The organism is Caulobacter sp. AVps16 (assembly GCF_058681455.1).
Genome location: NZ_CM178739.1, coordinates 1832661 through 1855023 on the forward strand (window position 1 = coordinate 1832661; position 22363 = coordinate 1855023).

Consider the following 22363-nt stretch of genomic DNA (forward strand, 5'->3'; position numbering starts at 1 on the left):
AATCCTTCCCGTTTCGTCAGGCTCGACGCTCCTTGATTCCACATTGGATGAGCTATCAAAATGAACGTTTCCGATCTGGTCGACGCCGCAGTCGCCGCTGACGACAAGCTGACCAAGGCTCAGGCCAAGGCGATCATCGACGGCGTGTTCAAGGCCGTGACCGACGCCGCCGTTAAGGGCGAAGAAGTTTCGATCCCGGGCTTCGGCAAGTTCAAGGTCCAGGCCAAGCCGGCCCGTACCGGCCGCAACCCGGCCACCGGCGCGGCCATCGAGATCGCGGCCTCCAAGAAGGTCGCCTTCACGCCCGCCAAGCAACTCAAGGACGCCGTCAACGGCTAATCCTCGGGATTGGGACGCGATCGGCTAGCTACAGGCCGGCCGATCGCGTCCTTGCCCCTATTGGTAAGTCAGGGTCCAGGACAGGCTCAGCGGCTCCGCAAGGCGGATCGGCCCCGTCGAACACTGGACCAAAGACGTCATGGCTCCGGTCGGCGTGCGATAGGCCGCCTCATTGGCCAAGGCTCGAGACCGGCAAGACTTGTAGCCACTGGTTGCAAAGACCTTCACGTCGCCCTGGCTAAAGCGCGTAAGGCCGCCCTTTGTAGCTGGCCCCTGAGAAAATCCCGCAAAGTCGACATCGATGCTCACCGCCGACAGCGGTGACTTGGGCGTGATCACATCGGTCCGGGTGATACGCCCCGGCGAGAATTCATACTGCGTGCGAACGGACAGGCGGTCATCGGCGACCGGGGCATCGCCACCCAGCCGGTCGACCTGGTCCTGCTCGAACCTCACCGTCGTCTTCCGCCCCTTGAACCGCACCTGGGCCTTCCGGGCATAGGCCAGGGGGGCCAGGGTCGTGCCATCCTCAAAGGTCACGGTGGGCAGGAGCTGCGGAAACTGGCCATCAGCCACCCCTGACAGCATGCCCGGCGAGAAGGGCACAGGATAATAGGGCGAGTTCTCGTGCTGCCCCTTGCCGCCATTGATAACCGGCAGGCTGACCAGTCGCCCCCTGTCGCGCAGCGTGACCAGCAGCCGATCATGCTCCCCGCGGGCAAACCAGGTCACGGTCTGTTGGGGCAAGGCGTCCAGCCAGGCGGCATAGCCGGGGTCCGGCACCCGGTCGGCAAAGCCCTGCTCGTTCCAGATCGCATTGGTATAGAGGTGCTGACGGGCCAGGCTGAGGGTCTCGCCCAGGATGCGGTGCTTGCCGCGATAGGCGTCGGTGCGACGCCCCCGCTCCCAGAGATTCACCGAGCCCATGGCCGGATCGAACCAGAAATCCATGTGTCGCGCGCTGACCCGGGACGAGAAAGCATAGGCCATGCTCTTTTCCTGGGGAGTCAGGACATCCAGCTTGGCTGCAGCGGTCAGCACCTCGAGGAAGGCCGTTTCGCCATAGGCCCCGATGCTGCGGCCATATTCGAACCCTTCGCCGCGCAGGTTCAGGCGCGGGAGCATCAGGTCGACCGACTTGCGCAGCCAGGTCTTGACCTCGGGACTGGCCGGCATGCCCGCCTCGATCAGGCGATGGGCGATTTCCCCGATCAGCAGGACGCTGTAACGGTCATACCGCCCTTCCCCGTCGGTCTCATCGGCAAAGCCGAAGTCGCCGGAGTACTTCCGGTAATGATCGAGCGTGCGGTTCAGCAGGGCCTCACTGGCCGAGGCATCTTCCCAGCCCAGTTGATACCGCAGCCGGGCGATGCTGAAGGCCACGCCAAAATAGTTGTTGGGCAGGTTGATCAGGGTCAGATCTTCCGTGCGGACGAACCGCCGCCAGTCCAGCTTGAGCTTCAGGCGCTCAAGGGTCGCTGGTGACACGGCCTGGTCCAGCAGTCCTGCCTGCTGCAGCATCCGCAGGGCCTGGGCGTAGTAGTAGACACCCCAGGTCTCGTTGGTGTCGTCGATGGTGAGGTCCGCAATACGCCGGAACCCCGCCAGATAGGTCGCGAACCGCGGGTCGTCCCGGGGGGTATCGACCAGCAGATAGGCCAGACCGATCGCGACCTTGCCGGGCAGGAACTTGTCATCGCCGCTGAACACGCGCGTGCCGTCGAGCGTCATGTCGCGCTGCTGAACCAGCAGGGCGTCCAGGAGCTTCTCCAGTTCCGGCTGCAGTCGCTTCTGTACGGTCTGGTTCATCGGCGCGACCGTGGTCAGCACCGGGCCGCGGACATCCGCCACGGCCAAAGCCGGCGCGGCGGTTGCGATCAGAAGCGACAGGGCCAGTCCCTGACGGCGGGCGAAGGTCCAGGCGTGCACAATCATCCCGTCTCTGCTCGAATTCAGATTCTGGAAAAAGAAACGCGGGCCGGATATCCGGCCCGCGTTGGGGTCATCAGAACTTGTAGCGAACGCCCAGGACGAATTCCCGGCCCGTATGCTCGTAGTTCAGCATGAACTGGTCGGTGCTGTTGGTCCAACGCTCGTCGAACTGGTCGGTGAGGTTGATGCCTTCGAACGAGATCGTGAAGTTCTTGTTGAGGTCATAGGACATCGACATGTCGACATTCAGCGCCTCGGCCTTGCCATCGACGTCGTTGCCATAAAGCGTCGGCACCCGGGTCAGGTACTCGTCGCGATAGGTCCCGGAGACCCGCGCTTCGAACGGACCGTTTTCGTAATAGAGCGTGGCGCTCCATGACTTGGGCGACTGACCCACGATCGGTTGCCGCGAGAGCGCTCCGGTCGTGGTGTTGACGATGTAGTCGATCGCCGAGTCCACCTTGGTGTAGTTGAACAGGCCACCGAACTTGTCGAACGGGCCCGGCAGGAAGGTGAACGGCGTCTGCAGGGTGATTTCGTAGCCGTCCAGATTGCCGCCGGGGGTGTTCTGGCTGGAGGTGAAGATCACCGTGTCGCTGGCCACGACTCCGACGGGCAGAATCGAGTTCGGGAAGCCCGTATCGGAGAACAGCATCGCCTGACGCGTGGTCTGGACGTAGGAGGAGATCTCCTTGCGGAACAGGGCCAGGCTGAACAGGGCCCCCTTGTAGGGATACCATTCGATGCTGACGTCGTAGTTGTTGGCCCGGATCGGATCCAGGAACGGGTTGCCGACCGTCAGGGTCGTCTCGGAGACGCCCCGGGAAACCGACCCGCCCGGGGTCAGCTGGTTCAGGGCCGGACGCGCCATCACCTTGGCGGCTGCGAAGCGAACCATGACATTCTCATGTGGTTCGATCGACAGGTTCAGGGCCGGCAGGGTGTCGTTGTACTTGTTCTTCAGGTTCAGCGGGGTGGTGCCCAGGATGCCCGTGGCGTCGACCTCGGTCTCGACATAGCGCACGCCGAGATTGCCACGCACCGGCATGTCCATCAGCTCGGTGCGGAAATCAGCCTGCAGGAAGCCGCCCGTCGAGGTCTCGGTCACGTCACGGACTTCGCCATTGAACGGCGTCAGGCGGAAGTCGCCATAGGAGTTGACGCAGTTGCAGCTGAAGCCGATCAGGGCGTCCAGCTTGTTGATGTCCGGGATCACCCAGGTCAGGGGCGTGCCGGCAGGCACATCCAGGCCCTTGCCGAAATTGGTCACCCGGGTCGAATAGTCGGCAATGGTCTTGCCGTCAGCTGCCAGCTTGGCCAGGGCCGTTGCCGGCACGCCTTCGACAGCCTTGCGGACCTCATAGACCGAGAAGCCGAACTTCTTCTTTGACAGACCGCCCCTCAGGGTGACGGCGTCGGTCAGGTCATAGGTAAGGTCAAACTCTGCAGTCTCGTAGCTGTTGACCGTCTTGTTGGGCCGCAGGCGGATGATCGAGGCGTCCCCAAGGGCGTTGGACGACATCAGGGCCCAGTTGGCCGGATTGTTGACGTCGAAGCCGTAGTTCATCCCCGGCTGGTTCTTGTCGGTGAAGTCGTAGGAATAGCCATCGACGTCATGACGGTCGAACGACAGCGTGGTCTGTTGGGGGTTGCGGCCGATGGCGCGCGAGACGCCGTACAAGGCATTCAGCTTCAGTCGGTCGCTGAACTCATGGGTCAGGCCCAGGGAGTTCTGGAAGAAGGCGGTCGAGAGAATGTCGATGCGCTGCTCGCTGCGGGCGTCGACATCGTCAAAGGCCGCCTTGATCAGGGTGCGGTTGGGACCGATGGTCCCGTTCAGCAGATCCATGGCGCGGAAGCCCTGGACGCCGGTCTCGCGGGCCGGGCTGATGATCTCGACAAACTCCTCGCTGCGGGTCTGGTCCAGCTTGGCATAGAGGGTGTCGAAGGTCAGGCGGGTCTTGTCAGAGACGTCGAACTGAATGGCACCGGTCAGGCCCAGACGCTCGCGATCATAGCCGATGCGGCCATAGCGCGGGATACGGGGGTGAGCCGCGCCCCAGGCCGCTTCCTGGGCGGCCAGGCCGGTCACCGTCGTGCCGTCGGCCTTGGTTATGGTCCCGACCGACTGATAGCAGGACGAGGCGTTGACATAGGAGGTGATGACGCCGGCGCTGTTCTTGGTGGGCAGGCAGAGGTGGTCGCCCGGAACGCGGAAGCCGACCGAACTGGCCCCTTCTTCATAGGTCTTGCGCTTGCTGTAAGCCGCCGAGAACAGGGCTCCGAGGCGGCCGTCCATCCAGCGATTGCTGACCAGGAAGGTGCCGCGCGGATCGGTGCCTTCGGTCAGGTCGTTGTAAGAAGCCTGGGTCCCCATGGCCATGACGAAGCCGGGATAGTCGAACGGCCGGGCCGTCTGCAGATCCACAGTCGCACCGAGCGAGCCCTCATTGATCGAGGCTTCCTGCGACTTGCGGACCTTGATGCTGTTGAACAGTTCAGAGGCGAAGACGTTGAAGTCGAAGCCACGGTTACGATTGGCGCGGCCACCGTCGCGGCCACCGGTCGTCGCCAGGGCCTCCAGGCCATCCAGGCGCACACGCACGAAGTCCGAGCTCAGGCCGCGGACATTGATCGAACGGCCCTCGCCGCCGTCGCGGTCGATCTGAACGCCCGGCACCCGCTGCAGGGAGTCGGCCAGATTGAGGTCGGGGAAGTCGGCAATGTCTTCGGCACTGATCGCATCGACGATCGAGGTTTCCGAGCGCTTGACCTCGATGGCCTGCTGCAGCGACTTGCGGAAGCCCGTGACGACCACTTCTTCGACCACGTCCGTCCCGGCCGGCGCGGTCTGGGCGTAGGCGGCCCCCGCTCCGACACTCAGGGCGCAAACGGCGGTCGAAAGACTGAGAATGGACTTGAGCGACATGCTTCCCCCTTTTTCATCCCTCATTGGTGGGGACGATCATAATTTGGTCATACCATTTGCTACCGGTGTCATAGATTTTGTCAAGCCAATTAGCCACGCCGGCTCAGCCTCCACATCGGCCCACCTGATGCCGGCGGATCACGGGATCACCAGTTGAACATCGTGCCGTCTTCCAGACGGTTCACCGGCAGATAGGCGCGCCTGTAGGGATAGCGGGCGGCCAGGGCCTCATCGAGATCGACACCCAGACCCGGCGCTTCGCCTGGGTGCAGCATGCCGTCGGCAAGGCTGTAGCCATGCGGGAAGACCGCGTCCGTCTCGGGTGTGTGACGCATGTATTCCTGCAGGCCGAAATTGGGGATCGACAGGTCGAAATGCAGGGCGGCGGCCATGGTCACCGGGGACAGGTCCGTGGCCCCATGACAGCCGGTCCGCACATGATGAAGATCAGCGAAGGCCACGATTTTTCTCAGGTTCGTGATGCCGCCCGCATGCAACACCGTGGCCCGGATATAGTCGATAGACTGCTCCTCAATCAGTTGTTTGCAGTCCCAGACGTGGCTGAAGATCTCGCCCACGGCGAGCGGGGTGGTGGTGTGCTGGCGGATGAGCCGAAAGCCCGCTTGGTTCTCTGCGGGCACGGCGTCTTCCAGCCAAAAAAGACGGTAGGGTTCGAGATCCTTGCCCAGACGTGCGGCCTCGATCGGGGTCAGGCGATGGTGAACATCGTGCAGCAGATGCACATCCCAGCCCAGGACCTCGCGCGCCCGTTCGAACAGCCTGGGCGTATGGTTCAGGTACTTTGCGGTCGACCAAAGGTTTTCGGTCGGAAGGTCTGCATCCGCCGGCTCGTAGAACAGCTTGTCGCCGGACACCCCATAGGTGCTGGCCAGCCCCGGCACGCCGGTCTGCAGGCGAATGGCCTTGTAGCCCATGGCCTTGTATTTCTCGGCTTCGGCCAGGGTGTCTTCCACGGTTTCGCCATTGGCATGACCATAGACCGTGACCCCGTCCCGGCAGGCCCCACCCAGCAGCTGATAGACCGGCAGCCCGGCGACCTTGCCCTTGATGTCCCACAGCGCCATGTCGACGGCCGCCAGGGCGGTCATGGCCACGGGCCCACCACGCCAGTAGGAGCCGCGGTAGAAGAACTGCCAGATATCCTCGATCCGGTGAGCGTCCCGCCCGATCAGGCAAGGGATCATGTGGTCCTGCAGATAGCTGACCACCGCCAGTTCGCGTCCGTTCAGGGTCGCGTCGCCCAGGCCATAAACCCCATCCGATGTGGTGATTATCAGGGTCACGAAGTTGCGGCCAGGACAGGTGACGATGACCTTGGCATCTGTGATCTTGAGCATGACCCGGAATCTGGTTTGGGGCGGAGCCATATTGGCCTGACCACATTAGAGTGATTGCGCTACCATGCCTAGAGCGTCGGACGGTGGCCTTGCCGTTAGAAGTGCCCTAGCTTGCGGCCGCGCCGGTCTGACCGGACCCCGCCCTATTGAGACTGCCATGACCACTTCAACCGCCGAAACCCGAAAGCTGTACCAGCAGGTCGCCAACGCCATCGCCGAGTCGATCCGGGACGGCCAGTACCAGCCGGGCCAACGCCTGCCGTCAGAGCGGGATCTGGCAGAAGACTACAGCGTCAGCCGCCCGACGGTCCGAGAAGCCATGATTGCCCTGGAGATCCGCGGACTGGTCGAGGCGCGGCACGGTTCTGGTGTCTACATCACCGAGGCACCGATGCCTGAGAGTCAGCCGCCGGAGCTGGATATCGGTGCCTTCGAGCTGACCGAGGCCCGCCGCCTGATCGAGGGCGAGAGCTGTGCCCTGGCCGCCACCACGATCACCGACCCCGAACTCGCGCAACTGGCCGCCATCATGGACGACATGGTGGTCGAGAACGACCGTGACGTGAAGGGTGAGCTGGCCGACCGCCGCTTCCACGTCGCCATCGCCCAGGCTACGCGCAACAGCGCCCTGGTGACTGTGATCGAAAACCTCTGGGACCTGCGCTACAAGTCGCCCCTGTGCCGCGCCATGCTGGAACGGGCTCGCGAAGTGGGCGTCCGCCCGCTGATTGATGACCATCAGGAGATCCTCCTGGCCCTGCAGGCGCGGGATCCGAAGGCCGCACGCAACGCCATGCGGGAACATCTGGGACGCGTGATCGACAATCTCCTGACTGCCACGGAAATCGACGCCCTCGCCCAGGCCCGGAGTGAGGTTGAGGCACGACGCCACGAACTGGCGCGTCGCTCGCGGGTCTAGACACCAAAATCTTGAAGGTTGGGCGGCTGGGGGGAAGGCCCCAGCCGCCCTTCGTCGGCAAACCTCGGGAGGAGGTGCGGGTGAAAGGAACGCATCACCCGCGCAGGTCGACGAATTTCAGGGTTCGTAGGGCGCGATCAGAAGGTCACCCAGACTCACAGAACGTGCCTTGGCGGCCAAAGATGCAGCCGCACCAAAGGCTTCATCGCCATAGGCCCAGGCGGCATAGGTCAGGAGCGGCGCAGCTGAGGCTGCCGCCTTGTGTGGCTCCAGCTCCTTGAAAGGAAAGCTCTCCTCCCTTCCCACGTAAGGGGCCAGGAAGGCGAACCCCTTGCGCAGGCTGCGGCCATCCGCCGTTTCGAACTGCCAGAGATCCTGACCGGTACACCGCGCGAGGTCAGCCAGGCCCACCAGGGGCTCAAGAGCAAAATAGCTATAGTGCAGGGCTTTCGTGCGCTTCAGCTCCTCGGGCAGCGAGCCGTCCGGGGCCATCTGGCTCGCAATGCGCTGTGGCCCGACCGTCGCGATCACCCGGCGAGCCAGATCGTCCTGACGTGCAAACAGAGCGAAGGTCGCCAGCTGATAATCGTACCAGTTGCCGTGATTATTGGTCGCCGCCCGCTCTTCCCGTCCGGTCGGGCTGGCCTGCATCCAGGCGGCATAGTCGGCAAACCAGCGTTCCAGCCCGGCCTGATCCGCTGCGGTCAGGGTACCTGACGGCCCCAGCAAGCCGATCCCCTCGACAACCCGCAGCAGCCTGAAGGTGTCGAGGACACCCTCTGCCCGCCCGGGCGTGCGCCCTGGAACGCCCTGGGCGAAACTGGCATTCGGGTTCATCCGGGTGGCGGCATCCAGGAACCAGGCCCGCAGAAGCTGGGCGGCCTTGTCGGCATAACGACGGTCGTCGGTGAAGTAATAGGCCAGGGACAGCGCCTCAATGGCACCACTCATGGCCTCGAGGTCGGAGACATCAAAGGCGTCGGTGCTGCGCTCGGGATTGACCTCGCCGTCACGTCGGACATAGGGCTCGCCATTGGGCTTACCGGGGTCGGGCCACCAGTAGGGGCCCATGCTCATATAGTCGTGCTTGTCGCCGCTGGGCGGCGTCTTCAGCTTGTCGACGACGGTATAGGTCGGTCCCGCCAGCGCCGCTCCGGCCCGTTTGATCAGCAACTGATAGGCTGGAGCCAGGTCAGGCCGGGTGAGCGCGCCCTTGGTAGTGGCCATCCAGTCCGGCCTGAGCCGGAACGTCCGTCGTCCGGCGAAGCTGGCGGCATGTCCCTCGCTGCCCAGGCATTGCGGCGCCGGCTTTGCCACGCCGGCAGGGGCTCCATCCGCCCAAGCCGATCCGCCTGCGAACAGGGCCAGTGTCATCAATGCGGCTTTGACCGGGAACCGGTTCATGATCACCTTCGGAACACCTGCGGCAGAGCAAGAGGCAGACGGTCGGGGAGGCTGCTTCCAGTGCCTCCGCCAGACTCGCGGGGTCACCATAGTCGAATTGGTCGGCCGGGCAAGAAAATTGGCCTTACCAATTTCCGCCACACGGGCGAGGACGATGACCAGCTCCTACAAAAGCGCTCTCGGTCAGAGTGGTCAAACGCTCCTTAGATGGCTAGGCTGGACGTCTCGCCGCCGGACGCGCTTGGCCCACTGGCTTGACCACAATGGCAAGGTGCCCGAAATCACTGCTCATCCAAAAGGGAGTTCGATGCGCGCCAGCCTGATCCTCGCCCTGGCCCTGATGGCCATGACCACAGGGTGCAGCAGTGTAAAGGTGCCCGGCCCGCCCTCCCGAGCCACGGTCGCTCCGGCAGCGCCGAGAGAAGCTGATGTGCTGGCGCTGGGACGCAAGGTGGCGGACTGGCAACTCGCGCGCCTCGACAGCTTCGACTACATCCGCACCTTCAAGCACAATACGGTCGATCCGCGAGGCTGGATCCAGGGCGCGCTCTATACCGGCCTGTTCACCTTTGCCGACCGCACCGGCGATCCGAAATATGCCGAGGCTCTGCTCGCGCACGGCGTTGAGCAGGATTGGCAACTGGGCCGCCGGCCGCTGCATGCCGATGATCATGCGATCGGCCAGAGCTGGCTCTGGGCCTACGGCAAGACACCTGATCCTGTCCGGATCGCCGCCCTCCGCACCCGTTTCGACGCCATCCTGGCCGATCAGCCCACCGGGGATCTGGCTTTCCAGGACGGGGTCGGCGAGCCGCCCTGCCAGACCCGATGGTGCTGGAGTGACGCCCTGTATATGGCCCCGCCGGCCTGGTTTGGCCTGTCCAGGGTCACCGGTGACCCTCGCTATGCCGCCTATGCCGACCGTGAGTTCTGGGCGACTACCGACTATCTGCTCGACAAGGATCAGAGCCTCTATTTCCGGGACAGCCGCTACTTTACGCGTCGCGACGATCAGGGCCGGAAGATCTTCTGGAGCCGCGGCAACGGCTGGTCCTATGCCGGCATCGTCAATGTGCTGAAGCTGCTTCCTGCGGACCATCCATCCCGCCCCCGCTATGTGGCGCTGTTCCGGGCCATGTCGGACCGGCTCGTCGACCTTCAGAAGGCCGACGGCTATTGGGCCCCGTCCCTGCTGGCCCCCGAAGGATCGCCACCGGAAACCAGCGGCACCGCCTTTTTCACCTACGGGCTGGCCTGGGGGGTGAATACGGGTCTGCTGACCGCGCCGCGTTACCGGATCGCGGTAAACCATGGCTGGTCAGCGCTGGTCCGCGCCGTGACCCCCGAGGGCAAGCTGACCTGGGTGCAGCAGGTCGGCTATGCACCCGAACAGGTCGAGCCAGACGACACCCAGCTCTACGGGGTGGGCGCCTTTCTGCTGGCGGCCAGTGAGGTCGGGCGCAAGCCGCACTGAGCCGGCCCTGACCTGGCCTCCGCCTCGAATAACACTTGGGACTCGGCGCAGTCGGGATTAAGCCGGTTCCTCATAAGCATTGCATTCTGGCCCTGATGATCTCGATTGCACCGTCTTCAGCCCTCGTCGTGAGGCGCAAGGTCCGCCCCCGTCGACGCAAGTCGGTCAGCGCACTCAGGCTGATTCTTCCGGCGATCGCCGTGATGGTCGGCGGGGCCATAGGCGTGCAGGCCACGATCCGGGCTGCAGAGGCCCGGTCGACCCGCGTGGCGACCAATGCGCCGCTGCGGATGGAAAACCCCCGCTTCACCGGCGCGATGAAGGACGGCCGCGCCTTTCTGATCGTGGCCAAGACCGCCGACCGCGATCAGACCAGCCCCAGTCGCATCGCCTTGGTCGCGCCCCAGCTGACCCGGGGCTATGGGTCCATCAATCCTACCCAGGTGATCGCCCGCAAGGGCACCTATGATGAGGAGAGCGGGGCCCTGCTGCTGACCGGTGACGTCCAGATCGGCAACGGCACGGACTATGCCTTCCGGACCGAGAAGGCCGTGATCGATACGCGCACCGGCCAGGTCGTCGGCGACGGCGGCGTGCAGGGAGCCAGCGGCGGCAACCAGGTTCAGGCCGACAGCTATGCGGTGTCGGATGAGGGCGATCGGGTAGTCTTCAAGGGCCGGGTGCGTTCGCGCCTCACTCCTGGCCATTGATCCGGTCGGCGCAACGGCAATGAGCCAGGCCCCGTCCGACAGTTCCAGGCCCAGGATCTGCTTCCTTTACATCGCCCAGACCCACCAGATCCTGCACAGCCTGCCGATTGCCGTGGCCCTGTCGCGCGGCTGGCCCGGCCTCGAGGTCGAGATTGCGGCCACCACGGAGGACCACCTGGACTATGCCCGGCAGTTGCTGGACGCCGTCGGTGGCGCGCCGATCAGCCTGCGCCTGCTGCCGCCGGCCTGGCTGCGCAGGGTGCGGCTGAAGGAAACCTCCACGCCGCCCAAGGCCCTGATGCTGGCCGCCAATGCCCTGGCGCTCGGCCGGATGGACGCCATCGTCACCCCGGAGCGTACCACCGCCCTGCTGCGCCGATTGGGGGTCAGGCGGTCCCTGCTGGTCTATACCCAGCACGGCGCCGGCGACCGGGGCGGGGTGTTCGAGCCACGTCTGCGCCAGTTCGACCTGGTGATGGCCGCCGGCCCCAAGCAGCGCGACCGCATGGTCGAGGGGGGCTGGGTCCGCCCGGAAAACTGCGCCATGGTCGGCTATCCCAAGTTCGACATCATCGACGCCCTGCCCGGCTCGCCCCTGCCGGTGTTTCCGCAAGCCAAGCCCCTGGTCGTCTACAACCCGCACTTCCATGCCAGCCTCGGCTCATGGCCGCGCTTCGGGGTCCGGGTGCTCGAACAGTTTGCCGCGGACGATCGCTTCAACCTGATCTTCGCGCCGCACATCCGGCTGTTCGATGGAGCCGGCCCGGCCATGCTGTCCGCCCTGGATCCTTTCCGCCGACACCCCCGCATCCATATCGATCTCGGCGGCCCGGCGGCCATCGACATGACCTATACCCGCGCGGCCGACATCTATCTCGGTGACGTTTCAAGTCAGGTCTACGAGTTCCTGCGCACACCCAAGCCCTGCCTGTTCCTCAACCCGGGTGAGGTCGAGTGGCAAGGCGATGAAAGCTTCCATCACTGGCAGTATGGCCCGGTCCTGACCTCGGTCGACCATCTGGTCGAGGCGGTTGAGGCGGCGCGCCGGAGCCATGGCGACTATGTCGCGATCCAGACGAGCGGCTTTGCCGAAAGCTTCGACCTGACCGCCCGACCCTCCTCGGAGCGCGCCGCCGAAGCCATAGCCGACCGCGTCCTGGCCCGGACCACCAGGACCCGATGAGCGCCGAACGCTCTGTCTTCGCCCGGGTCCTGGCCAATGCCGGAACCCTGCTCGGCGGCCGCACGGTCAATGCGATCATCGGACTGGCCTATATCGCCCTGACGGCCCGCGGCCTCGATCCGGTCCGCATGGGCCTGCTGTACCTGATCACGACCTTCGCCCAGTTCCTGGGCGAGGTGGTCAAGTTCCAGTCCTGGCAGACCGTCCTGCAGTACGGTGCCGAGCCGCTGCTGAAACAGGATCGCCGGACCTTCCAGCAGGTGGTTCGCCTGTCGCTTTTTCTGGATCTCAGCAGCGGCCTGGTCGGGGTGACCCTCGGCGTGATCGGAGCCCTGGCGTTCGGCTCGCTCCTGGGCTGGTCACAGGACATGGCACCCGCCGCTGCGCTCTATGCCCTGACCATTGTGGTGATGACCTCGGCGACCTCGGTCGGCCTGCTTAGGCTGTTTGACCGTTTTCGCTATCTGGCCGGCGAACAGGCTGTCAGCTCCATGGTGCGGCTGATCGGTTCGGCGATCGCGTTCTGGCAGCAGGCGCCGTTCTGGGCCTATCTCCTGGCCTGGGCCGCCGGGCCCCTGGCCGCGTTCCTGTATGTCGGCGTCATCGCCTGGCGGGAGCTTGCCCAGCGCGGCCTGACCGACGGCTTCAGGCTTGTCGGTCCGCTTGGCAAGGGCCTGCCCGGTGTGTGGAAATTCGCCTGGGCGACCAATTTCAGCAGCAGCCTGGACGTGGCCTTTACCCATGTGATCACCCTGTCGGTCGGAGCCCTGCTCGGCCCGGCCCAGGCCGGACTTTGGCGGATTGGTCGACAGGTGGCCGACGGCCTGGCCAAGCCGGCCCGCCTCGTGATCCCGGCCCTCTATCCCGAACTCGCCAAGCTCCGGGCGCTCGGCGGTGATACCGCCATGCGCAAGCTGGCCCGACAGGTCGCCCTTCTGGGCGGGGCCGTGGCCGGCCTGCTGCTGCTGATCACCTGGCTGTTCGGCAAACCTCTGCTCGGCCTGATCATGGGCCAGGCCTATGTCGGTGCCGCCGACGTCATGACCTGGCAGGTCACGGCAGCGGCCATCGGCATCCTCGCCTTGCCGCTCGAACCTATGCTGGTGTCCATGCGCGCCGCGCACCTGGCCTTGAGGGTCCGCCTGGTGGTCAGCGCGATCTTTCTGCTGGCCTTGTTCCCCCTGGTATCCAGCCTCGGCATGAACGGCGCCGGGGCCGCCCTGGTCGGGGCCGCAACGGCCATGGCCATAGGGATGTTCCTGACCCTCCGCGTGCGCCTTGCTCGCTCCGGACAGCCGGATGAGAACGAAGCCTCTTGCGCCGAGGATGCAAACGACGCCAAAGGCGACAGGTGATGATGATAACTCCGACCGGCACCTCGCGAACGGTTCGCTTCGCAGATTTCCCCACCCTGACGGCCGCGCTGGATTTCGCAGCCCGGGGCGAGACGGGCGTGAACCTCTTTTCCCTGCGCGGCGAGCTGCTCGAAGCCCTGCCCTATGCGCGCCTGCGCGACGAGGCGATGGCCCTGGCCAGGCGCCTGCTGGCCGCCGGAGCCCGGCCCGGCGACAGCGTTGGCCTGATCGCCGAGACCGACGCCGACTTCGTTCGCGCCTTCTTTGCCTGCCAGTATGCCGGCCTGCCGCCCGCCCCCCTGCCCCTGCCGGCACCGCTGGGCGGCCGCGAGGCCTATATCGAACAGATCGCCAGGATGCTGGGCTCGGCCCGGGCCTCTGTCCTGATCGGCCCGGCCTCGATGGCGGCCTGGCTGCCGGACATCGCTGCCCGCCAGCCCTTGCGGTTCGCCGGTGCCCTGGCGGACCTGCCTGAGGCCGAGGATGCGGACCTGCCGGTAATCGAGCCCGACCGCACCTGCTATCTGCAGTTTTCGTCGGGCAGCACCCGTTTCCCGACCGGCGTCGTCGTGACCCACCGCGCCCTGATGGCCAATGCCCAGGCCATTACCCGGGACGGGCTGAAGGTGCGCCCCGATGACCGGGCGATCTCCTGGCTGCCGCTCTATCACGACATGGGCCTGATCGGCTTCCTGCTGAGCCCCATGACCAGCCAGATGTCGGTTGACCTGCTGCCGACCGGGGCCTTCGTCCGCCGGCCGCTGATGTGGCTGGACCTGATGACCCGCAACGGGGGCACGATCAGCTACAGTCCCACCTTCGGCTATGAGCTCTGTGCCCGCCGGGCCGAGGCCGCGTCGATCGAGCATCTGGATCTGTCGCGCTGGCGCAGCGCCGGACTGGGCGGCGACATGATCCGCACCGGGCCGCTGCGGGCCTTCGCCGAACGCTTCAAGGCCGTAGGTTTCTCCGACTCCGCCTTCGTCGCCAGCTACGGCATGGCCGAGGCCACCCTGGCCCTGTCGATGTCACCCCTGGGCGAGGGCCTGAAGGTCGAGACCCTGGATGTCGAGCAGCTGGAACAGGGCCTGGCGGTGACCAGCACCGACGCCGGACGTTCGCGGGATTTCGCCCGCAATGGCCCAGTCCTCCCGGATCACGACCTGGTCGTCCGCGACGCGGCCGGACAATCCCTGCCCGAGCGCGGCGTTGGCCGGATCTTTGCCCGTGGGCCCAGCCTGATGCGCGAGTATTTCGAACAGCCGGAAGAGACCGCCCGGGTACTGTCGGCCGACGGTTGGCTGGACACCGGTGACCTCGGCTATCTGGTCGAGGGCGAGATCGTCATCACCGGCCGCGGCAAGGACCTGATCATCCTCAATGGCCGCAATATCTGGCCCCAGGACCTGGAATGGACCGCCGAGGCCGAGATCGACAGCCTGCGCAGCGGTGACGTCGCCGCCTTCTCGATCCCCGGTGACGGCGAAGAGCTGGTCATGGTCCTGGTCCAGGCCCGTGGCGGTGACGCGGAGACCCGCAGGGCCCTGGCCGAACAGGTCGCGACCGTCCTGCGGCTACGCCATAGCGTCGAGACCCGCGTACAGCTGGTCGGGGCCCATGCCCTGCCCCAGACCTCGTCGGGCAAGCTCAGCCGCTCCAAGGCCAAGGCCGCCTTCCTGGCGGGTGCCTATGCGGAGCAGCCCTGACAGTGGGCCGGGGCGTCGTCGCCGTCACCGGAGCCACGGGCTTCCTGGGCCGGCATCTTGTGAGGTCCCTGGCCGCCGATGGCTGGACCGTGCGCATCCTCGCAAGACGGGACATCATCGATCCTGACTGGGCCGGGCTTGAGCCCGAGCTGGTTCTCGGCGGCCTGTCCAATGCCGAGGCCCTGACCAAGCTCTGTGCCGGGGCAAAGGTGGTGATCCATGTGGCCGGCCTGATCAAGGCGCGCTCCAGGGCCGAGTTTGACCAAACCAATGTCGAGGGCGCGCGCGCCGTGGCCGCCGCCGCCAAAGCCAACGGTTCCCACCTGATCGTGGTCTCCAGCCTGGCGGCGCGCGAGCCCGCCCTCTCGGACTACGCGGCCAGCAAACGCGGTGGCGAGGATGCAGCCCGGGCGGCGTATGGTGACTCCCTGACCGTGGTCCGGCCGCCGGCCATTTATGGACCCGGGGACATGGAGACCCTGGGCCTGTTCCGGGCCGCCCAGGATTCGCCCCTGCTGCCGACCCTGGACCCAAGGGCGCGGATCGTGATGATCCATGTCGAGGATGCTGCGGCCCAGATCGCCCAACTGGCGGCGAGCCCGACTGCGGGCGTCTTTGCCCTGTCAGACGCTCGCATCGCCGGCTACAGCTGGACCGAGCTTATGCAGGCGGCGTCCAGGGCGGTGGGCAAAAACCCTCGCCTGATCCAGGTCCCGGCCTGGTTGATCACGACCCTGGCGCGCCTGTCTGAAGGAATTGGACGCGCCTCAGGGAAGATTTCCATCTTCACGCCTGGCAAGGCGCGGGAAATGCTGCATCTGGATTGGGGCGTCTCGGACACGGATTTGCCGCCCGGCGCTATCGCGACGCGATACGGGATCGACACCGGATTCTCCCAAAGCGTGCAATGGTATCGCGCCAAGGGGTTTTTAGTTGCTTCGCCTCGACTATAGCAGCCAATTTTGACAGGAATCCGACAGTGGGACTGTTACAACCTGAATCAGTCGGACCCGCTCACGGGGGTATCAGCGAGTCGATATGAAAGCGGTTACGGATCTTACCTTGAGGGAAATCGGCCTGGCGGTGTCCACGGTGCTCGGACGCACAGTGGAAGTTACCGACGAGACCCATATTGGTCGTGACCTTCAGGTCGATTCCCTGGCCCTGATGAACATCATCATGGAGCTGGAAGACGCGTTCGATATCTCGATCCCCCTCGATCGTCTGGCCTCGGTCGAGACGGCGGGCGACCTGTCCAATCTGATAAAAGACCTTCGGAGTAAGGGATAACTATGGGGCTGTTCGACAAACACCTCGCCTATCGCGACGCCTACCAGGCGATCCGGCAAGCTGGGGCCGATCCCTTCAACGTTCGACTCGACAAGGTGGTTTCACCGACCGAGGGCGTCATTGACGGCCGCCCGACGATCCTGCTGGGCACCAACAATTATCTGGGTCTGACCTTTGACGCCGAGAGCATCGCCGCCTCGGTCAAGGCCGTACAGGAACGGGGCACGGGCACGACGGGCTCGCGGATTGCCAATGGCAGCTTCGAAGCCCACGTGGAGCTGGAAGCGGCCCTCGCCCGTTTCTATCGCCGCAAGCATGCCATGGTCTTCACCACCGGCTATCAGGCCAATCTGGGCGTGCTGTCGACCCTGGTCGGGCGCGGCGACCACCTGATCCTGGATGCCGACAGCCACGCCAGCATTTATGACGGGTCCCGCCTGGGCCATGCCGAGGTCATCCGCTTCCGCCACAACGATCCGGAAGATCTCTACAAGCGCCTCCGGCGCATGAAGGATCTGCCTGGCGAGCGACTGATCGTCGTCGAAGGCATCTATTCCATGATCGGTGATACCGCGCCGCTCAAGGAGATCGCCGCCGTGAAGCGCGAACTGGGCGGCTATCTGCTGGTCGACGAGGCCCACTCGATGGGCGTTCTCGGCGAGCACGGCCGTGGCCTGGCCGAACAGGAAGGCGTCGAGGACGATGTCGACTTCGTGGTCGGCACCTTCTCCAAGAGCCTCGGTGCCATTGGCGGCTTCTGTGTCAGCAATGTCGACGACTTCGACGTCATGCGGGTCGTCTGCCGTCCCTACATGTTCACCGCCTCCCTTCCTCCGGCCGTGGTCAGCTCCACCCTCGTGGCCCTGAAGCGTCTGGAAGAGATGCCTGAACTGCGCCATCGCCTGATGGCCAATGCCCGCCAGCTGTATGACGGCCTGACCGCCCTGGGCTTCCAGACCGGACCGACGGCCAGCCCGATCGTGGCCATCACCATGCCGGACCAGGAGCGGGCCATCGGCATGTGGAACGCCCTGCTGCAGAACGGGGTCTATCTCAACCTGGCCCTGCCGCCCGCAACGCCCGACAGCCGCCCACTGCTGCGCACCAGCGTCAGCGCCGCCCACACGCCCGAGCAGATCGACAAGGTTCTGGCCGTTTTCGCCAAACTTGGGGCCGCCATGGGCCTGATCGACAACCAGCGCCAGCGCGCCACGGCCTGACGCTCAGAGGGGCCGGGACCTCAGGTCTCGGCCTTTCGCGCCCTTTGGGTGCGCCACAGCCGCCACAGCACGCCCGGGGCGGCGAGCACCGGATGCTTCTCGCGCCAGGGCGTCAGGGGCACAGCTACACCCGTATGGCGCTCGATCTTCCAGGCCGCATAACGCGCGGCCCCCTCGAACGTGAAGGCGGCCTTGACCAGGCGTGCCACGTTCAGGGACTTGCCCAGCCGCCGCCGCACCTGCCAGGCGCGTCCGAACCGGGTCCGGGCTTCCTCGGTCAGGTTGGGCTGCACAGAGGTCGGTGAGACGATATCGAGCAAGCCCTGCTCGCGCCAGCACGCGACCAGCAGGCGATCATAGCGCCCGGCATCGAAGGCCAGGATCGATTGCTCGCGCCCGCCGCGCTCGACCCGAAACTCGGCCTTGTAGGTCTGCTGGAACAGCGCCGACCAATAGGCTTCCGAAGGGCCTTCGACGGGTCCGAGCGCGGCTGCAAAACGCGCCGCCGAATGGGTCGCCTCGGCAACGGCGGCGATGACGACGGGCTCGACCTCAGGATCCGAAGACCAGACCAGAGCCGAGGGCTGAACAAACCGCGTCCAGATGGTCGTGTCGATCTCATGGCCTCGTGCCGCCAGATTGAACTGGTCGACAGTCATGGCCGCAACCTTGGCGCGGAGAATGCGGCCTTCGTGCTCGATCTCGTGATAGCTGACATCCGGCCAGAGCTTGCGCGCCAGCACGCCGCGCCAGCCCCGACGGGCCTGGCGGGTCAGGACATAGAAATCCATCACCCCGTCCAGGTCTCCCGTCCGCAGCACGGACCCATAGAACAGGACGGCTACCGGATCTTCAAAGGCGCTCACCAGTCGCTGGGCATAGGCCACGGCATGCGCCGGCGCGGGCGCGCGCAGTTCGGCCTCGATCATGGCCAGGACCTGGCTGGTCACGACGCCAGGAACCTCAGGGGTGCGCCCAGCTCAACGGTCATGCCACCGCTGGAGTCATAGACCTCCCCGTCGACCACGAAGGATTCGCCGGTCACGACACGGACCGACCGGGCGTCGCCACGCCGATAGCCGAAGCGCGGAAGCCAGTTGGCGTCGCCACCGCCCAGCAGCAAGGCCAGGGCCGGAAGCAGCCGACGAGGCGGCGCATCAACGTCGAGAAACTTGAGGCCTTCGCGCGGCGGCCCGAAAGGCTTCAGACCAAGCGGCAGGCGCTTGAGCGTTGTGGCCATCAGCAGAAAGCGCGGCTGGTCCGTCACCGGCTGCTCATCAATCGCCAGGCTGAGGGGCACGCCCGCCCGCCAGTGATCGCGCGCGCCGCCCAAAAGCACACCGACGGCTGCTCCGGCTACGGTCAGGGCGACTGAAAGGCCGTGAAACGCCCCCATGCGGTTGACGGTCCTGGACATGGTCGTACCGCGCACAAACGCCCCAAGCCCGAACACAAAGCCGCGCAGGGGCGAGCGGCCATCATCCCAAGCGACCTCAAGGGGCGCGCGATGCTTGATGACCGCCCGGGGCGAGCGGGCCGCGATCAGCACGTCCTGCAGGCTCCGGTCAGACGGTATGCCCAGGTCCACGGCCAGGACATTGGTCTTTCCGGACGGCAGGATGGCGATCAGGGGCGGCGCGTCACCGAAGGAATTGGGCAGCAGGCTCAGCACATCGCGGATGGTGCCGTCACCGCCATCGATCACCAGCAGTTCCACTCCTCGGGCGGCAAAGGCCGTGAGATCGACCGTAAGCGCCTCCAGGCTGGCCGGCCGGACCAGCATCACATCGTCGGGGGCCCACGAGTCGGCGCTACGCCCCATATTGGCGTGGCTGCGCGGGTTGTGGACGACACCAACCTTCATCAGCGGGAAAGCCAGGACGTAACGCCGCCCTTGGGCGTGAGCAGGCCCTGCACGATCTGGCTCGCATGGACAACGAAGCAGATCGCCGTCCAGGCTGCGACCAGGATGAAGCCGACGTCCGGACGACCGACCAGGGTCGAGGCGGTCAGGAACAGCAGGTTCGGGTTCCGCCGGGCGGTGATCAGCCGGAAGAAGCTGTCAAACGGGCGCCAGGCGTGCATCTCGACCTTGAACAGGCCCAGGAAGATGCCCTCCTCCACCCGTTGGGCCACATAGCCGCCAACCACAATGGCCAGCAAAAGTCCGGCATGGGGCGGCGAGAGGCCCAGGGAGCCCAGGCCGACCAGCCAGGCCCACCACCAGAAGGGAGGATGGATCAGGTCGATCCCGTGATCGAAGACATTGCCCCATTTCGACGAGGTCAGGGTCACCCGGGCCAGCTTGCCGTCGACCGTGTCGAGGAAGGTCATGATCCAGGCGCAGACCAGGCCCCAGCCGTATTGACCGGTCCAGAACAGGGCGAAGGCGGCCAGGACCATCAGGAAACTGGCGAAGGTCACCTGGTTGGGGGTGATCCTGGCCAGGGCGCACCAGCGCGTGATCACGCGGGCCGGGGCAGGCCAGACATACTTCGTCACCAGATCGGTGACCCCCTTGTAGGACCCCTTGAACAGCCGCTTCTCGACGGCGTCGACCGTCTCGGGTGTCAGGCGTTCCAGCACCGGCGGCTCGCGCTTGCGCAATTCGCTGTTGTAGGATGAACCGATGTCCAGGGCGGACAGGCGGGGAATCTCGGCCGGCAGGCCAGCAAGGTCGCCCGCCACCGCCCCTGTGGCCTGATCGACAGGCAGATGCGCCGCCACCACCCGACCGCTGTCATCCACCATGGCCACGCCCGGCCGACCGGCCAGGGCGCGGATCAGCGCCTCGTCGAACACCCAGCCGGCATCGACGATCACCACCTCGCCCAAGGCCGGCAACGTCTCGGCGGTCGCTTCGGCCAGGCCGACACGTCCATAGATGCGCGACAGGCGCTCGGCCGAGCTCATGCCCCAGATCCGCGTCGAGGCCTCGCCGATCGTGATCGCCGTCCGCCTCGCGGCGCCGTCCTGATTACTTCCGTCGGTCAATGTGCGAGAACCCTGTGAAAGCCGTGGCGATTGATAAGCCGCTTCGCGGCCCCCTGACCAGAATCCGTGGCCCAGACTTGTCTATTTTCCGTATCGCTCACCTGTCAGATCCGCATTTACCGCCACCAAAGGGGGCCTTTGGCTGGCGCGACCTGGCTTCAAAGCGCCTGCTCAGCCGGATCGCCTGGCGCCGGAAGCGGCGAGAGCATCAGCCGGAGGTGCTGGCGGCCCTTGTCGCCGACATCCAGGCCCATGCGCCAGACCACATTGCCCTGACCGGCGACCTGACCAATTTCGCCTCAAAGGCGGAGTTCGATGCCGCGCGCCAATGGTTGTCCGGCCTGGGACCGGCCGAGGGCGTGACCCTCAGCCCCGGCAATCATGACGCCCTGGTACATAGCCCGCGATCCGACCGGTTCTCGACCTGGTCGGACTGGCTCGGCGACGGTGAGACCGGGGACTTTCCCCGCCTGCGCCTGCGTGACGGTGTGGCGATCATCAACCTGTGCTCGGCCGTGCCGACCGCCCCTCACCTCGCAACGGGCCAACTGGGCGACGCGCAGCTGGCACGACTGGAGGCCCTGCTGATCGATCTGGCCGATCGCGACCTTGTCCGGGTCGTGCTGATCCACCACCCGCCGGCTCCGGGCGTGGTGTCACGACGCAAGGCGCTGGACGATCAGGCGGCGCTCCAGGCCATCCTGCAGCGCCGTGGCGCTGAGCTGATTTTGCATGGCCACGCCCATGAGGCCCTGGTCACCACCCTGGCCGGCCCGAACGGTCGTGACATTCCGGTACTCGGCGTGCCCTCGGCCTCGGCGGTCGGGCGGGGCAAGCACCCCGCAGCGCGCTGGCATGCCATTGAAATCATCAGAGAAGGCTCCGGACCGGCCAAAATCCGCGTGATCGCCCGCGGCCTTGATCCTGTAACCGGCAGACCCACCGAGCTGGGACGCTACAGTCTGGTCTGAACCTCAGGGCTGAAGGCTGGCCGCAACAGGATCGTCACATTCCCTGCGGATCGCCCTTCCCTGAAAAAGGCCGGGTGCCTATTGTGAATCGGCGGCGGTCAGCGCCAAGAGGCGAACCTTTTTTCCATGAGCAATCCGACCGCCCTGGCCTTCGGCTATCCCGACAACAAGGTCGCCGAAACCGACCACTGGCTGGTTCTCGTCCGTCCCAAGCAACCGACCTTCGGGTCGCTGGTCCTGGTCTGCAAGGACAGGGCCGAAGCCTTTTCAGATCTGAGCCCGGCGGCCTTCAGCGACCTGAAGCTGGCGATCGACGGTATCGAGCGCCTGCTCAGACAGGTCGTGGCCTATGAGAAGATCAACTATCTGATGCTGATGATGGTCGACCGCGACGTGCACTTCCATGTGATTCCCCGCTACAGCGGCGAGCGGGTCCATGCGGGGCGTGCCTTCGTGGATGCCGGCTGGCCGGCCGCGCCGGCTCTGGGGACTACTGTGGACCTCGACGCCGCCGCCGCTGCGGACCTCGCGGCCTTGCTCGCCAAGACCTGGTCGGCCGCGTGACCGTCTTGCGCCTGA

The 22363-nt window shown here is 65.6% G+C and carries 19 protein-coding genes; 12 read left to right on the forward strand and 7 right to left on the reverse strand.

From position 1 onward, the window contains the following. The first annotated feature begins 60 nt into the window (after positions 1 to 60). Positions 61 to 339 carry an HU family DNA-binding protein gene (locus ACW17U_RS08905; protein WP_062146073.1) on the forward strand — a complete coding sequence of 93 codons (279 nt, stop codon included), beginning with the start codon at positions 61 to 63 and terminating at the stop codon, positions 337 to 339. A gap of 57 nt (positions 340 to 396) precedes the next feature. Here ACW17U_RS08905 and ACW17U_RS08910 read toward each other — a convergent pair whose 3' ends face one another. The 3 genes from ACW17U_RS08910 to manD form a co-directional block, all read right to left on the reverse strand. Further along, positions 397 to 2274: a hypothetical protein gene (locus ACW17U_RS08910; RefSeq protein ID WP_492055589.1), complete on the reverse strand. Its 1878-nt coding sequence runs from the start codon at positions 2272 to 2274 to the stop codon at positions 397 to 399. Between the two features lie 70 nt (positions 2275 to 2344). Further along, entirely contained in the window at positions 2345 to 5200 is a 2856-nt protein-coding gene (locus tag ACW17U_RS08915; RefSeq protein ID WP_492055590.1) for a TonB-dependent receptor, read from the reverse strand. A 146-nt stretch (positions 5201 to 5346) separates the two neighbouring features. Beyond that, entirely contained in the window at positions 5347 to 6558 is a 1212-nt protein-coding gene (gene manD / locus ACW17U_RS08920; protein WP_492055591.1) for a D-mannonate dehydratase ManD, read from the reverse strand. Between the two features lie 157 nt (positions 6559 to 6715). Between manD and ACW17U_RS08925 the strand changes: the two genes are divergently transcribed. Then, entirely contained in the window at positions 6716 to 7477 is a 762-nt protein-coding gene (locus ACW17U_RS08925) for a FadR/GntR family transcriptional regulator (RefSeq protein WP_062146065.1), read from the forward strand. 117 nt (positions 7478 to 7594) lie between these two features. Here the strand turns inward: ACW17U_RS08925 and ACW17U_RS08930 are convergent, their stop codons facing one another. Continuing rightward, positions 7595 to 8704, reverse strand: a complete 1110-nt coding sequence (locus tag ACW17U_RS08930) for an alginate lyase family protein (RefSeq protein WP_492055592.1) — start codon at positions 8702 to 8704, stop codon at positions 7595 to 7597. A 484-nt stretch (positions 8705 to 9188) separates the two neighbouring features. On the opposite strand from ACW17U_RS08930, the gene ACW17U_RS08935 reads away from it, so the two are divergent. The 8 genes from ACW17U_RS08935 (at position 9189) to spt (ending at position 17819) form a co-directional block, all read left to right on the forward strand. Then, positions 9189 to 10355 carry a glycoside hydrolase family 88/105 protein gene (locus tag ACW17U_RS08935; RefSeq protein WP_492055593.1) on the forward strand — a complete coding sequence of 389 codons (1167 nt, stop codon included), beginning with the start codon at positions 9189 to 9191 and terminating at the stop codon, positions 10353 to 10355. A 95-nt stretch (positions 10356 to 10450) separates the two neighbouring features. Beyond that, positions 10451 to 11065, forward strand: a complete 615-nt coding sequence (gene lptC / locus ACW17U_RS08940) for an LPS export ABC transporter periplasmic protein LptC (protein ID WP_492055594.1) — start codon at positions 10451 to 10453, stop codon at positions 11063 to 11065. A gap of 19 nt (positions 11066 to 11084) precedes the next feature. Next, the gene (locus tag ACW17U_RS08945; RefSeq protein ID WP_492055595.1) at positions 11085 to 12248 is read left to right on the forward strand and encodes a CDP-glycerol glycerophosphotransferase family protein; all 1164 of its coding nucleotides are present in this window, start codon (positions 11085 to 11087) and stop codon (positions 12246 to 12248) included. Further along, a complete protein-coding gene (locus ACW17U_RS08950) occupies positions 12245 to 13603 on the forward strand; it encodes a lipopolysaccharide biosynthesis protein (RefSeq protein ID WP_492055596.1) in 1359 nt (452 codons plus the stop codon). Before ACW17U_RS08945 ends, ACW17U_RS08950 begins: the two co-directional genes overlap by 4 nt. 2 nt (positions 13604 to 13605) lie before the next feature. Continuing rightward, complete coding sequence (locus tag ACW17U_RS08955; protein ID WP_492055715.1) at positions 13606 to 15309, forward strand: fatty acyl-AMP ligase; 1704 nt, start codon at positions 13606 to 13608, stop codon at positions 15307 to 15309. Between the two features lie 2 nt (positions 15310 to 15311). Next, positions 15312 to 16262 carry an NAD-dependent epimerase/dehydratase family protein gene (locus ACW17U_RS08960; protein WP_492055597.1) on the forward strand — a complete coding sequence of 317 codons (951 nt, stop codon included), beginning with the start codon at positions 15312 to 15314 and terminating at the stop codon, positions 16260 to 16262. Between the two features lie 85 nt (positions 16263 to 16347). After that, complete coding sequence (locus ACW17U_RS08965; protein ID WP_492055598.1) at positions 16348 to 16599, forward strand: acyl carrier protein; 252 nt, start codon at positions 16348 to 16350, stop codon at positions 16597 to 16599. Between the two features lie 2 nt (positions 16600 to 16601). Beyond that, the gene (gene spt, locus ACW17U_RS08970) at positions 16602 to 17819 is read left to right on the forward strand and encodes a serine palmitoyltransferase (protein WP_492055599.1); all 1218 of its coding nucleotides are present in this window, start codon (positions 16602 to 16604) and stop codon (positions 17817 to 17819) included. A 20-nt stretch (positions 17820 to 17839) separates the two neighbouring features. Here the strand turns inward: spt and ACW17U_RS08975 are convergent, their stop codons facing one another. Genes ACW17U_RS08975 through ACW17U_RS08985 form a run of 3 tightly spaced genes read right to left on the reverse strand, consistent with a single transcriptional unit; the run spans position 17840 to position 20732 of the window. After that, positions 17840 to 18769: a hypothetical protein gene (locus ACW17U_RS08975; RefSeq protein WP_492055600.1), complete on the reverse strand. Its 930-nt coding sequence runs from the start codon at positions 18767 to 18769 to the stop codon at positions 17840 to 17842. Further along, complete coding sequence (locus tag ACW17U_RS08980) at positions 18766 to 19683, reverse strand: diacylglycerol/lipid kinase family protein (RefSeq protein ID WP_492055601.1); 918 nt, start codon at positions 19681 to 19683, stop codon at positions 18766 to 18768. Before ACW17U_RS08980 ends, ACW17U_RS08975 begins: the two co-directional genes overlap by 4 nt. After that, a complete protein-coding gene (locus tag ACW17U_RS08985) occupies positions 19683 to 20732 on the reverse strand; it encodes a CDP-alcohol phosphatidyltransferase family protein (RefSeq protein ID WP_492055716.1) in 1050 nt (349 codons plus the stop codon). The genes ACW17U_RS08980 and ACW17U_RS08985 overlap by 1 nt, the downstream gene beginning before the upstream one ends. A 158-nt stretch (positions 20733 to 20890) precedes the next feature. On the opposite strand from ACW17U_RS08985, the gene ACW17U_RS08990 reads away from it, so the two are divergent. Continuing rightward, the gene (locus ACW17U_RS08990; protein WP_492055602.1) at positions 20891 to 21784 is read left to right on the forward strand and encodes a metallophosphoesterase family protein; all 894 of its coding nucleotides are present in this window, start codon (positions 20891 to 20893) and stop codon (positions 21782 to 21784) included. Between the two features lie 126 nt (positions 21785 to 21910). Continuing rightward, positions 21911 to 22348, forward strand: a complete 438-nt coding sequence (locus ACW17U_RS08995; RefSeq protein WP_492055603.1) for an HIT family protein — start codon at positions 21911 to 21913, stop codon at positions 22346 to 22348. Positions 22349 to 22363: the final 15 nt, after the last annotated feature.